General features: G+C 57.6%; 15 protein-coding genes. 3 read left to right on the top strand and 12 right to left on the bottom strand.

The annotated features are described in order from the left end of the window. Positions 1 to 10: 10 nt before the first annotated feature. The 5 genes from JJE66_RS26600 to JJE66_RS26580 all read right to left on the bottom strand — a co-directional run bounded on the left by JJE66_RS26600 (position 11) and on the right by JJE66_RS26580 (position 2,565). The gene (locus JJE66_RS26600) at positions 11 to 1,078 is read right to left on the bottom strand and encodes a recombinase family protein (protein ID WP_200517415.1); all 1,068 of its coding nucleotides are present in this window, start codon (positions 1,076 to 1,078) and stop codon (positions 11 to 13) included. Further along, on the bottom strand, positions 1,068 to 1,562 hold the full coding sequence (locus JJE66_RS26595; protein WP_200517414.1) for a DUF2924 domain-containing protein: 495 nt from the start codon (positions 1,560 to 1,562) through the stop codon (positions 1,068 to 1,070). The genes JJE66_RS26600 and JJE66_RS26595 overlap by 11 nt, the downstream gene beginning before the upstream one ends. Then, entirely contained in the window at positions 1,559 to 1,825 is a 267-nt protein-coding gene (locus JJE66_RS26590; protein ID WP_200517413.1) for a DUF3489 domain-containing protein, read from the bottom strand. The genes JJE66_RS26595 and JJE66_RS26590 overlap by 4 nt, the downstream gene beginning before the upstream one ends. Before the next feature lie 88 nt (positions 1,826 to 1,913). After that, positions 1,914 to 2,138 (bottom strand): hypothetical protein, encoded by a 225-nt coding sequence (locus tag JJE66_RS26585; protein WP_200517412.1) that lies wholly within the window; start codon positions 2,136 to 2,138, stop codon positions 1,914 to 1,916. A gap of 154 nt (positions 2,139 to 2,292) precedes the next feature. Next, positions 2,293 to 2,565 (bottom strand): helix-turn-helix domain-containing protein, encoded by a 273-nt coding sequence (locus tag JJE66_RS26580; RefSeq protein ID WP_200517411.1) that lies wholly within the window; start codon positions 2,563 to 2,565, stop codon positions 2,293 to 2,295. Between the two features lie 165 nt (positions 2,566 to 2,730). On the opposite strand from JJE66_RS26580, the gene JJE66_RS26575 reads away from it, so the two are divergent. Then, on the top strand, positions 2,731 to 3,261 hold the full coding sequence (locus tag JJE66_RS26575; RefSeq protein ID WP_200517410.1) for a hypothetical protein: 531 nt from the start codon (positions 2,731 to 2,733) through the stop codon (positions 3,259 to 3,261). Here JJE66_RS26575 and JJE66_RS26570 read toward each other — a convergent pair. The 4 genes from JJE66_RS26570 to JJE66_RS26555 all read right to left on the bottom strand — a co-directional run bounded on the left by JJE66_RS26570 (position 3,236) and on the right by JJE66_RS26555 (position 6,091). Then, positions 3,236 to 3,679 (bottom strand): DUF5681 domain-containing protein, encoded by a 444-nt coding sequence (locus tag JJE66_RS26570; protein ID WP_200518958.1) that lies wholly within the window; start codon positions 3,677 to 3,679, stop codon positions 3,236 to 3,238. The genes JJE66_RS26575 and JJE66_RS26570 overlap by 26 nt on opposite strands. Beyond that, on the bottom strand, positions 3,639 to 4,067 hold the full coding sequence (locus JJE66_RS26565; protein WP_200517409.1) for a DUF5681 domain-containing protein: 429 nt from the start codon (positions 4,065 to 4,067) through the stop codon (positions 3,639 to 3,641). Before JJE66_RS26565 ends, JJE66_RS26570 begins: the two co-directional genes overlap by 41 nt. A gap of 88 nt (positions 4,068 to 4,155) precedes the next feature. Next, positions 4,156 to 5,499 (bottom strand): site-specific DNA-methyltransferase, encoded by a 1,344-nt coding sequence (locus JJE66_RS26560; RefSeq protein ID WP_200517408.1) that lies wholly within the window; start codon positions 5,497 to 5,499, stop codon positions 4,156 to 4,158. A 76-nt stretch (positions 5,500 to 5,575) separates the two neighbouring features. After that, complete coding sequence (locus tag JJE66_RS26555) at positions 5,576 to 6,091, bottom strand: hypothetical protein (protein ID WP_200517407.1); 516 nt, start codon at positions 6,089 to 6,091, stop codon at positions 5,576 to 5,578. 370 nt (positions 6,092 to 6,461) lie between these two features. On the opposite strand from JJE66_RS26555, the gene JJE66_RS26550 reads away from it, so the two are divergent. Together JJE66_RS26550 and JJE66_RS26545 are read left to right on the top strand one after the other, a co-directional pair. Then, entirely contained in the window at positions 6,462 to 7,901 is a 1,440-nt protein-coding gene (locus JJE66_RS26550; RefSeq protein ID WP_200518787.1) for an IS1182 family transposase, read from the top strand. 1,093 nt (positions 7,902 to 8,994) lie between these two features. After that, a complete protein-coding gene (locus tag JJE66_RS26545; protein WP_200517406.1) occupies positions 8,995 to 9,861 on the top strand; it encodes an outer membrane protein in 867 nt (288 codons plus the stop codon). A gap of 225 nt (positions 9,862 to 10,086) precedes the next feature. Here JJE66_RS26545 and JJE66_RS26540 read toward each other — a convergent pair whose 3' ends face one another. The 3 genes from JJE66_RS26540 to JJE66_RS26530 form a co-directional block, all read right to left on the bottom strand. Beyond that, positions 10,087 to 10,908 (bottom strand): alpha/beta fold hydrolase, encoded by an 822-nt coding sequence (locus JJE66_RS26540; RefSeq protein ID WP_200517405.1) that lies wholly within the window; start codon positions 10,906 to 10,908, stop codon positions 10,087 to 10,089. A gap of 216 nt (positions 10,909 to 11,124) precedes the next feature. Beyond that, positions 11,125 to 11,607, bottom strand: a complete 483-nt coding sequence (locus JJE66_RS26535; RefSeq protein ID WP_200517404.1) for a lipocalin-like domain-containing protein — start codon at positions 11,605 to 11,607, stop codon at positions 11,125 to 11,127. Between the two features lie 151 nt (positions 11,608 to 11,758). Further along, on the bottom strand, positions 11,759 to 12,235 hold the full coding sequence (locus JJE66_RS26530; protein ID WP_200517403.1) for a cupin domain-containing protein: 477 nt from the start codon (positions 12,233 to 12,235) through the stop codon (positions 11,759 to 11,761). Between the last annotated feature and the right edge of the window lie 70 nt (positions 12,236 to 12,305).

Genomic DNA, 12,305 nt, shown 5'->3' with positions numbered 1-12,305 from the left:
TGCATTCAACTCATGGCGCACTGCTGCTTGAACGAGGCCTTATTTCCGGAGCGGAGACCCGAGTAACAGATCCGGCTTTATGAGTCCGGCCCCGCAATGCGGTGCTGGTATAGAACCGATATCGGACACCGTTCTTGCTGGAGAAGGTCGGACCCATCCGGTTGCCCTTGTCGTCAAAGAGCTTGCCTTTGAGCAAAGCGTCGCTATTCGAGAACTTCGTGCCGCGCCTGGCATTGTTGTCTGCAAGGAGCTGCTGCACTTGATCGAAAGTCTGCCGGTCGAGTATTGCGGCATGCTCTCCCTTGAACCATTTGCCGCCATGATGGATCTCTCCGAGATAGACCCGATTCTTAAGGAAGTAGGCGAGGGGACCATAGGTAAAGGGAATGCCGCCCTGGTATTTCGGATCTTTCGTCGTGCGGCGCTTGCTGACGATGCCCCTGCGGTCGAGTTCGGCGACCAGCTTTCCGAAGGAGCGATGCTCCAGATACAGCTGGAAAATCGTCCGGACCCTCTCGGCCTCGGCCTTATTGACGACGAGCTTCTTGTCCTTGGCGTCGTAGCCCAGCGGGACGGTGCCGCCGGTCCATTTGCCCTTCTTGCGCGAGGCCGCCACCTTGTCCCTGACCCGCTCCGAAGCGAGCTCTCGCTCGAACTGAGCAAAAGACAAGAGGATGTTGAGGGTGAGGCGACCCATCGACGTCGTGGTGTTGAACTGTTGTGTGACTGCCACGAATGAGACGGATCGGGCGTCGAAGGTTTCGACCAGCTTTGCGAAGTCCGCCAGCGATCGGGTTAGGCGATCAATCTTGTAGACCACGACGACATCGATCCGGCCGAGTTCGATCTCTGTGATTAACCGCTTCAGCGCGGGGCGATCGAGATTGCCGCCGGAATAGGCCGGATCGTCAAAATGGGCTGGGACTAGCTTCCAGCCTTGTGAGGCCTGACTCTTTATATAGGCCTCGCAGGCCTCTCGCTGCGCATCGAGGGAATTGAACTCTTGGTCGAGCCCGTGCTCGGTCGATTTGCGGGTGTAAACGGCACAGCGCAGCGTTCGGGGAGGACTAACCGGCATTGCCCGCACCCTCGCTACTGGACTTGGTCGACCTCAAGCCGAAGAACCGTGGCCCATTCCACTTCGTGCCAGTTATCAAGGTTGCGATCTCGGATAAACTGGCAAAAGTCTTCCCGCCGTAGGCAAACCCGTTTTCCATTACGATGACCCGGTAGGTCTGTCGGTTCCACATCCGCACGAGCTCGGACCCAGGCTTGATACGGCGGGGCAATTCCAGGCGCGCGCCAGGGTTTGCGGCTGCCGCCCTGACCAACTGATCGAGAAGTCGCCTCATCGGGGAGGGCAGACCCCCGTAAGCTCTCTCCTGAATGCGGTGAGCGATGCTCCGCCGGAGCAGGTCCGGCCCGAACGCTCTTGGCGGCTCGGACTTGAAGAGATCTCGGTAGCGCTTGCGAAGCTCGACGATTGGTGTGCCCGGCAGACGTTCCAGTTCGGCCTCGACTTCCGGGTTCAGTTTGGCGCCCGCCGGCCACGCTTGCCTCATGCGGCGGCCCCAGCTTTCGCGATACGGTAGTAACGCTGGTCGCCAACCTTCTGGGAGGTAAGCGCCAACCCGAGCTTCTTCTTCACCACGCCCGCGAAGAAACCGCGGACCGAATGAGGCTGCCAGCGCGTCGCTTTGACGACGGCATCGATCGTTGTGCCCTTGGGTTGCCGGAGCAGCACGAGGACCTTTTCCTGCTTGGAGGCTGACTTGCGGGCAGCGGGTTTGGTACCCTTGGCTGCCGCAGATTTGGCCTTCGCCATTCTGTTCTCCTGTCATCAACGACAGCATAATGTGCTGCCACTGAGACAAGCTCCGCAAACTGCGGAGCGAGAACCGAAACCGAATCCCTCAGTCCTGCGAGATGCGGTTCATCAGGCAGATGGCATCATGAAGCCGGCCGGCCTCGTAAAGCAGCTGCTCGATGTCCATCGAGACTTCGACCCCCTCGGTAACACTGCCGGCGGCGACGCAAGCCGCGGCGGCCCGCGCAATGCGCGAAGCCTCAGTCAAATTCGTGTTGATTTGCGTGATGCAGACACTGATGGCTTGATGCAGGGACGTCGTATCGGCCATAGGCCCTCCTTGTAGGACCCAGTACCGCTCCAATCGACGAAGAAGTCGAGCAGATCGCGAGCAATCATATGGCTCATTTGGGGGCCAATCGGGCATAAGATGCTCGGCCCAGAATAGCCGACCATCCTATTCGAAAGTGCGCGTCTCTCTTGGATTAAGCGCGAGCCCGGCGTTTTGGCGACTTAAGCGTTTCGCCCGCCAAAAACTCTTTGAATAGCTTCGTCGGATCAGCGTCCATTGCCCTGGCGATAGCGACAAATTCAACGAGATCGATGCGACGCTCGCCCCCTTCGTATTTAGCGACAAAAGACTGCGGCTTGCCGAGCTTTTTCGCCAGCCCATGCTGCCGGATGCCTGCTTTTTGTCGCACTGCGACAAGAAGGGCAACCAAACGGGCATATTCCGCTGATTTGAGGGACTTTTCCATGGCCGCCGGACAGAGGAATCGGCGGCAGAGAATTTGATCCCGGAAGTGGATTATCCCAAAAGCGGATAATATTAACTCTGCGCTGCGAGACTGGCCTTGCTACGCCGCTGTCTCGTGGACTTCCCGCGCGAAGGAAGCGTACTGGCCGGGCGGAGGAAATCGCTCATGACCATGCAATTGACGGAAACGAACAACCAGACGCAGACCGCCGGGCACTCGCAGGACTCAAGCCTGCGGGAGCAAGCGCTCGTCCATCTCTTTCTCGGAGAGCTTCTGGCCGAGATGTGGCGTACCCATCGGCGGGACATCGAGGTTTTGAAAGGGGAGGTCGATCGCGGCGGATACGATATTGTTTTAGAATCCAACGGCCTGATCCGGCACGTTCAGCTGAAGTCCAGCTTCATCGGCTCGAAGGTGCGGAACGTCAACGTCGGCACCAAACTTTCGACCAAACCCGGCGGTTGCGTGATCTGGCTCGAGTTCAACGCCGACACCCTGAAGATTGAACGTTACCTCTGGCTCGGCGGCGACCCGGGGCAGGCGCTGCCTGATATTGGATCCCGGATCGCGAAGCATTCAAAGTCCAACAGCGCGGGCCAAAAGACCGAACGACCGATGCATCGCGAAGTCGCGAAGAGCAGGTTTCAATCAGTCGCGAGCGTCGAAAGTCTCATACATCGGCTTTTTTATGAATAGACGGCATCTCGACGACTTCGACACCGTAGAACGCCAAGAGCTCTTCTGTGCTTTCGAACTTTTCGACGACGCCGATCGGCCTTCCGACTACATCGGGATTGGTCCAATCCTCGAACTCACCGCAAACTTCCGCGAGCATCAGGATGTTGCCCATCGCGGCGGGGTTATGCTTCAAGGCCGCCATGATGTTTCGCAAGATGACAACTTCTGCCGTCGTCATTCTCTTCTTTACGCCGTCGAGTGTCACATTGACCGTACGGCTGACATACCGCTTAAACCCTGTGATGAAGTTTTCGCCGGGCTTCTTACGTGCGCGTGGGTTGTACCTCTGTCCCTTTCGAAAGCGCGTCGACTTCGGCGGCTTGCCATAACCCACTTCATAGTCCGTACTTTGACTTGATCTTGTCTGCCTCTTCATATCGTCCTTCCTTTCGTAACCACGCTTCATAAGTCACAGGCGATTCCGGTGAACTTCTGTCAATCGGGATAATGAAATTCTTGACAGCAAGTTGGTTGGCCGCCTTTCGAAGTAAGCCGGCCTGCTGGAGCAATTTCACGAACTTCAAGAATGCCTTTGGTTTACCGTTCATCGCGTCCCGGCACAGCTCAGCCACTACGCCATCCCGCAGTGTAGCGTTGTCGCCGTTCTTGGTGCGCTGTGTGACGTCGAGCAGCTCCGTAAGACTGACCCCTTCCGGACGCTTGGGCCGCCCAAGACGATTTCCGCACTGTCCCTTGACGAACTTGTACTTGTCAGGCGGTCTTCCGTAACCGATCTCGTAATCTGAGCGCGGAGGCTTGGTCACTTCTAAACTCCCGGTTTGCACGGCGAATTTCGCCGCGAGTTCTGATTAGCATTGTGCGAAGACGGACTTCACTCACCGAAAATCGGGCCTAAAGCGATGAGTTCGCCGTAGCAGAGGGTACGACTGCCGGAATGACCGGCAACTGTTCGACCAACCTGGCCTCACTTACCTCATCGAAGGTCTCATCGAGAGGAGCGAGCCGCGCGACCTTGCCGGTGTAAGTCTGCCAACGACGAATGGCGACGTCGACGTAATGGGGATCAATCTCGATGGCGCGTGCGCGGCGGCCCGTCTTCTCCGCGGCAATCAGGATAGTTCCACTCCCGCAAAAGGGATCGAGAACGATATTGCCGCGCTTTGAGCAGTCGCGGATGGCGTCGGCGACGAGAGTCACCGGCTTGACCGTGGGGTGCATGGCCAGCTCATCCATACGACCGGGACGCATCGTATTAACACCGTCGTAGTCCCAGACATTGGTCCGATGGCGCCCGTGCTGGCCAAGTTCGAACGTGTTGATGTGAGGTGCGTCGCCGTTCTTCCACACAAAAACTAACTCGTGCTTTGACCGGTAGAAAGACCCCATACCGGCATTGCTCTTGTTCCAGATGCAGAGATTCTTGAGCTCCGAATAATGGATGTCGCCGGCGGCGAGCATTTCGCGCATGTGGCGCCAGTCCATGCAAATCTGGTGAATTGACCCGTCTACCGAATAGCGGCAGAGCAACTCGTAGACGGATGCCAAGAACCTGACGAACTGATCTTCTGTCATCTCGCCGGAGGCCATTGCGAACTCGCGATGCCTGATACTGCCCAGACCGGAAACGTGACCGTCGATCCGGACATTATAAGGCGGATCGGTGAACACGAAGGCGGCCTGCTCGTCTCCCAAAAGCAACTGGTATGACTCGGCGTTCGTCGAATCTCCGCACGCGAGGAGATGCTTTCCCAGCTGCCAGAGATCGCCTGGCCGGCTGGTCAGAGGCGTGTCTGAGGCCTCAGGGAGCTGGTTTTCGGGCTGGTCGCTTTCGTCGCCGATTCCTTCGATAATGAGGTCGGTCTCTGCCGGTTCAAATCCAGCGAGATCGACGTCAAAGCCGACATCGATGAGATTCTGTAGTTCGATCGCGAGGAGCTCCTTGTCCCAGCCGGACTTTTCCGCCAGGCGATTGTCAGCGAGCACGTAAGCGCGCTTATCTTCTTTGCTCAGATGCGACAGCCGCACGCACGGGACTGTCTTCATCTTGAGCTGCTTGGCGGCTTCGACTCGACCGTGACCTGCGATGATCTGGTCATCGTCGTCGATCAGGACGGGATTGTTGAAGCCAAAGCGCTCAATGCTCCGCGCAATCTGCTTGATCTGCTTCGGCGAATGCGTGCGAGCGTTATTCGCGTAAGGCGTGAGGCTAAGAGTAGGGCGATGTTCGAAGTTCATAAATTAGCTCCTTGAAGGCGGGTTGTTGCCGCGTTCTTAGAAGCCACGTCGTGTTGCTGAAATAACTCATCTGAAATCACTCCTTATCTAATGTGGAAGGAAACTGAAGGTCGATCTCGACATCGAAATCGTCCGATTCGACATTCTTGCCGCCATCGTAAAGTGCGCCGCTGCGCCAGGCCGAGTGGATATTCTGCAGGCTGCGCCAGTCAAGCAGAACCCCGAGTTCCTGCTTCATGTCATACGCAAGCGTTTGATACGCGCGTTCACTCGGGGACTGACCATCTGCGCCCGCCTTTTCGGCTTTGAAGTCGCCGAGAAGGCGGCGATACTTCCTGTCGAGCTGCCTCATCGTGAAGTCATGAACGGCACGTTCGTGAGGAGTGGGGGCCGGCCGGCCGCGCTTCTTCGCGGTCGGATCGGTAAGCGCGGCAATACGTTCCCGCAAACGTTCAGGAAGCGAACGACTTGTCGTGCGCTCTAGCGCGTCCAAAACATCGTTTCCGCTCAGGGTGCCGCGAAGCTGCAGTGTGCTGGAAAGGATTTCGATCGGATCTCGCTGCAAACGCTGGTGGTCGATGGGGGTCTTCATTGGTTCTTCCCATGAGAATTTCACGAGAAAACAATATCTTGCGTGTCGTTTTGATCAAGCACTGAGAGAATTGCGGTATGCGCTCACGGGAGGAAAATATGGGATTCTGCCCGCTGTCACCCCAGCGGCGATCTCGCAAAACGAATGTAGAGCCTTCCTACGAGGTCGGCGATTTTAACCATTAACTGAAGTTGCTTCGCGTGAGAGCGGCCCGGCGCGTAATGGATGTTTATGGAATGCGGCGGCTCGGGGACACTATCGGACCGAGACCGGACTTCAGACGATCCACGTGTCACTGCTGCTTATGACCCTGGCTGTGTGAAAACGCTGTGCTGCTATGATTCCCGCACTGATTCGGCGGGGGCTGGGCATGAGGCGCTTCGTTCAAGGGGCTGACCGCGGGCAATCGACTTTGTTGCCGGAATGCCTGGATGATTGGGTCGCGGACGACAATCCGGTTCGCGTGATCGACGCCTTCGTTGCGGGCCTCGATCTGGCTGAACTTGGGTTCGGCGGCGTTGAGCCTGCCGGCCCAGGTAGGCCGTCGTATCATCCGGCCGCGCTCTTAAGGCTCTACATTTACGGGTATCTCAACCGTGTGCATTCGAGCCGCCGGCTCGAGTGTGAAGCTGGCCGCAACGTCGAAGTGATGTGGCTGCTCGCCCGGCTTGCGCCCGATCACAAAACGATTGCCGATTTCCGCAAGGACAATGGTCCCGGCATCAAAAAAGTCTGCGCGCGCTTCGTCGAGGTGTGCCGCAAGATGGGATTGCTCGCGACAGCCAGCGTCGCCATCGACGGCAGCAAATTCAAAGCCGTCAACAATCGCGATAAGAACTTCACGCGCGGCAAGGTCGAGCGGCGGCGCACGCAATTGGAGGAGAGTGTTGCGCGCTATCTCGCTCAGCTCGATACCGCCGACCGGCAGGAGCCTTCGGAAGCGCTGGAATTGAAAAAGACGCGGATCAAAGAACGGCTCGAAAATCTAACGGTTGAAATGGCGAAACTCGCAGCCATTGAACAACAGGTCCTGGCGTCGCCAGATCAGCAGATATCGTTCACCGATCCCGACAGCCGTTCGATGGCCACGAGCGGCCGTGGTTCCGGTGTCGTCGGCTACAACGTGCAGACGGCGGTCGATACAGAAAACCATCTGATCGTCGCGCACGAGGTGACAACAAGCGGGTCAGACCGGTCGCAACTTGCAAACATAGCCCAGCAAGCCAAGGCCGTTCTTCAGGCCGACACGCTCGATGTTGTCGCCGATCGCGGCTACTTCAAGGGCGAAGAAATCCTGGCGTGCGAGCAATCTGGCATCACGGTGACGTTGCCAAAGCCGATGACATCGGGTGCGAAGGCTTCGGGGCGCTTCGGCAAACAGGACTTTGCCTATCTGCCGGACGAGGATGTTTATCGCTGCCCGGCCGGTGAGAAACTCAAATATTACTATACCAACGAGGAAGACGGCCAGAAGCTGCGCAACTATTGGACGAACGCCTGCAAAACCTGTCCGCTCAAATCGAAGTGCACGCCGAGCCCGCAACGCCGTATCAAGCGATGGGTACACGAGGACGTTCTCGAACGCGCGCAGGCGCGGCTCGACAAGAATCCAAGCGCCATGCGCACACGCCGCGAGACCGTCGAGCATCCATTCGGCACACTGAAGATGCGCATGGGCGCGACGCACTTCTTGTGCGTGACGCTGCCGAAAGTTGCGACCGAGATGGCGTTGTGCGTGCTCGGCTACAATCTGACACGCGTGCTGAACATCGTCGGGATGAAACCGCTGCTGGCGGCAGTGAGGGCGTGATACGGGCGCCGGCGCGCACCGTTACGGTTCATGGGGCGCGAAAGGATCCCGACGTCGCGCCAGGATGAGTTCTGGTCGAATGGCCGTAAAATCTGCCCAAATTGATCGGACTGCGGTAGCTGAGTTCGACCGCGCCGGCCGGCCGTCACGCAACAGGGTTTTTACACGACCAAGACCCAAAGCGGGCTGGCGAACTATGGCGCGTCGTCCTCGCCTTCCAGAGTTAGGCAATGATGACGCCACCAAGATGGACCGCTGTTCATGTTCCGCTTCTAGTGGCCCGTACGATGATCGTTTACCTTCGCGGTCCCGTTTCCGGTGCTGTGATCTTGGTTCTGAGCCGGCCGCGTATCCCCTAGGCCGCCTTGACCCACACAGCCACCATAGCAAGGCCCGCCGACGGTGTTGCCGATTGCCTCCTCCGGACCCCGATGATCGCGCACAACGGGCGACCCATTTGAGGCGTTCGAACCGCTGTGTCCGCCGCCGGCATAGGCCGCGGTGGTCAATGTCGCGGTGAGCAGAATGAACAAGCTTGATTTGGCAAGGAGCGAAACGGCAACCATGGTGAGGTTCCTTTTATTCATCAAAGATGCAAGACGGTATCCTGATTGGCGGGGTCGTGAAGTGACGGTGCTCACAGTTGGCCGAGCCTGCAGGCCAATTAGTCAAGCACGCATTATCGGACTTTCAATTTGAAGCTGATCGGCTCCGAGCGACGGAGCGTCGGGACCCAGTACTTGTGCTCTGATGGCTAGACGCGTGAACATGAATTTCCGCTTGTGGTCTATTCCGGTCATGCTGGGCGCGCTCTGCTGAATGTCGGCTTTCAAAGGTGAAGCGGACCTCGAGCGGGCGTCCGACGTCGCATTTTGACCGAAGCAGACCTCACCGGTGCATTCAAAAGTTGAGCATTTGGTGCAAATTCGCGCTTAGCCAGCGAGTATGCATCGGCGCGTCCGGCACGTTCCGAATTAGACTGTGGTCAAATTGGCACAGTCATCGGCGAACACACTCTTCTCAACCTTCCGGTTGATGTGGCGCGCAGGAGGTTCACCCACTTTGCTCCCCGATATTTTGGGGAGACCTTAACATGAAAAAACTTGCCCTTGTTGTCGCGGCTCTGGCATTCAGCTCCGTCGCCGCTGCGGCAGCCGACCTAGCAACTAAAGCGCGTTCGGCTGCCGTCGTCGCTTTGCCGTCCTGGACCGGCTTCTATGTCGGCATCAACGGTGGTGGCGCATTCATGTCGGATCCATCGATGTCCTACGTCGATGGCGCCATTAACGCCATTACCCCCATTACGGTGACCGGCTCAAGCAGCGCGAACGGCATTGCGGGATTTCACGCTGGCTACAATTTCCAGATGCCGAGCAGCAGCTGGTTGGTTGGCATCGAAGGCGACTGGGACTGGACTAACCTGAAGTCCAGCGCCGCGCCGGGAATCATCTGCTCGAATCTCTTTGGCATGCGCGCGCAGTGCGGTGGCGTTTCCAACCTGACCGACAACGCATTTCTGCAGACCCAGGTAAACTGGCTCGCGAGTGTGCGCGGCCGCTTAGGTTATGCGACGAGCCAGTGGCTGGTCTACGGCACCGGCGGCGTTGCCTTCGCTGATGTCCAATACACCGGGAACATCAACTGTACCGGTACCCCGGCGACCCTTTGCCCTGGTGGCGGGCAGGTCCTGCGTAGCCGGGCAAGCAATACGCGCGTAGGATTCGTCGTGGGTGCCGGCGCCGAATTCAAGCCGACGCGGAACTGGGTGGTCGGTGCGGAATATCTCTACTACCGCTTTGATGGCGATGCCTCCTCGACCGGAGGCTACACGACCGTTGCCACAGGTGCGCCGGCTCCATTCTACGAGTGCAGCGTGGCTGGCCAAAACTGCGGCAAGTTCACCTATCGTGGTTTTGACGTTCAAACGGTGCGTGCGCGCCTGAGCTACCAGTTCGACTGACAAGGCGGACGACTTAATTTCATAGTGTGAAGGCCCCCTGGCAACTAGGGCCTTTTCAGTTTTTGGGGGTGCCGTTTTTTGTTGGGCCGAAAAGTATTTCGGATGTTGGTCGGGTTCTGCCCCTTAGCGGATTAACGCGGCCCGACCGACTGTCAACTTTGACCCAAAGCGGACGTGGCGCATTTCGACGTGGTGCCAGCATCTTATGTCATGGGGAGGTCGATCTCACGCGGCTTGTAATATCAACTCGCTGACGCGGTCTGGTGCATCGAGCATGACTATGTGCCCCACGTCCGGCAGTTCAAATGTGGCCCAAGACTTGTCGCCCTTGCAGTCTGCAAGTGCCTTGTCAAAGAGCGGTTGTGGAAATTTTGGCAGGCGGACGTATGTCTTCTTCGCAATCTTTTGGAGCGCCCCGGAAACCTTGATTGGCTGGAGATAGGTGCCGACTGGATGCGGAGTAGCTTTGGATTCGACGAATGCCCGATCGCGTTCGGCAACAATAGCGTCGGTGGAAATCTTCACCAATCCGCGAACGCCTGGTTCGCCCTTGTCGATGGCCGCTTGTATGGCTTTACGAACGGCCTCGGCTGCGGTGTCCGCCGCCCTTTGTCCGTCGGCTGGAATGAAGGCATCAAGCCATACAGCCGATGAGACGCGATCGCCGACGCTTTCGAGCGCGCCGGAGCCTACGTAGCCGGCATAGGACCACGCCACAAGGCAGACGTTCTCGAGACTTTCCCATTTGATCAGGTTGACGACGTCGGCGATGTGAGTGTCCAGATTGACGTCCTTGCTCAGCAAATGCGAGCGGTCGCCCAAACCCGTGAGTGACGGAGCGAACACTTTGTGGCCGCCCTGTTCGAGCCGGTCCGCGACCCGGCGCCATATCCAGCCACCGCAAAAAGCCCCGCTGACAAGGACGAAGGTCTTTCGCACCGATTGCGCGCGGGCGGTACCGATCGCGCCGGGGGCCGCTGCTGTCACGAGACCGCCAGCGGCAGCACTGTGGAGCACGCGGCGACGTGTAATGCCACTTTTCGTCATGACAAAATTCCTATTGTTCAAAGAAGATCTGACTGTCAGCGGATGCAACCTGAAGAATATCCGCGCATCGGCTCGCGGCCAATGTGCGCTTCTGGCCCGTTGAAGGTTTCGAAGTTGCGCGGAGGCGTACGCTAAGCCCTAGCATCGCGGGCAACCGACGCAATTGACCCAAAGCTGACCACTTCTAGACCCGCCGCCAAAAGTGGGGCGGACTGTTCATTTCGATCGCGAGAAGGATAAAATGCCTTTAACCAAACCGGGCACCTGTTGATTGGGGCCCGGTGCTGGCAGCGTTTCCACGAAGAGCTTGTCTCCGTCGAGTTGGAAAGTGCGCACCTGATCGGTACCCGTCCAGATCTCATTCCACGAAACGTCCACTTTCGTCGTGAGATGGTCGCCCTCGACGGTGTAAGGGCCCGTGTATGCAAACATTGATCGCAAAAGCACCGATCGTTCCTGATCGGTCTGGGCCGGCTTTCGACCTTGACCTGTGATGATGGCCGTAAATCGTTCGGGTGTGACGATCAGATAACCGTTGGGCTTTTCGCCATAGACGTATCTCCGTTCCTTTGTCTCGATGCTCTCGACAACAAAGCTTTCCAGCTTCCACACACCGCGCAGCTTCTGTTTGGTGTCATCGCTGGCATGAGCCAGTGAGAAAGATAAAACAATGAAAAGCAATGAAACAATGACGCGCATGTCACAAGCTCCCTTATTTTGCTAGCCTTTGAAATGGTGGCACTCGCACCAGAAGATTTCGTCACCCAATCGGGTGAAACTCATGCCTGTCAAAATCGGCAAACGTCCTGTCATGTAGGAAGAGCAGCCGACCGGATTATCGGCTTGTGCCCTAGTTAGCTTTCCGCGGATCTTCATCTGGATTGAGGTACGTGATGCCGGTCGGTCCGATACCAGTGACCTGAAAGACGACTTCCTCATCCCGCGTTTCGGCAAATTGCCACGCCTTCGCTGACACGCTTGAAACCGTGCCCGCCGGAAACGCCATCAACTTCGAGTTATCTACTTTATCGCCGAGCGCAGAATAATACGTTCCCGAAATGATCGTACGGACCCGCTCGTCCGGATTGAAGTGCACGGGCACCTTGGAGTGGGCAGGTATCTTCAAGCGGAGCGTAAACAAGCCATGTGCGGCAGGGTTGCCATACAGAATAGCGATTTGTGTTCCCTTCGGCATAGATGGAATCGGGCTCCACTTGATGTCGGCGTCCGTAACGCGGACGTATCGTGCTGCCGGTTCCTGCGCCTGCGCTGCTCCGAGCGAACTGACTGCAATGAGGACACCAAAAATCAGCTTGGCGGAAAGCATTGTAGCGCTCCTGCTGGACTTGGGTCTGCGGAGACTACACCAAGACGCTGGCTTGCGCCAACCTTAAGTA

Origin of the sequence: Bradyrhizobium diazoefficiens, assembly GCF_016612535.1 — a bacterium.
Lineage (GTDB): Bacteria > Pseudomonadota > Alphaproteobacteria > Rhizobiales > Xanthobacteraceae > Bradyrhizobium > Bradyrhizobium diazoefficiens_C.
Note: the sequence above shows the minus strand (reverse complement) of the source record. Positions and strands in the feature narration are given on the sequence as shown.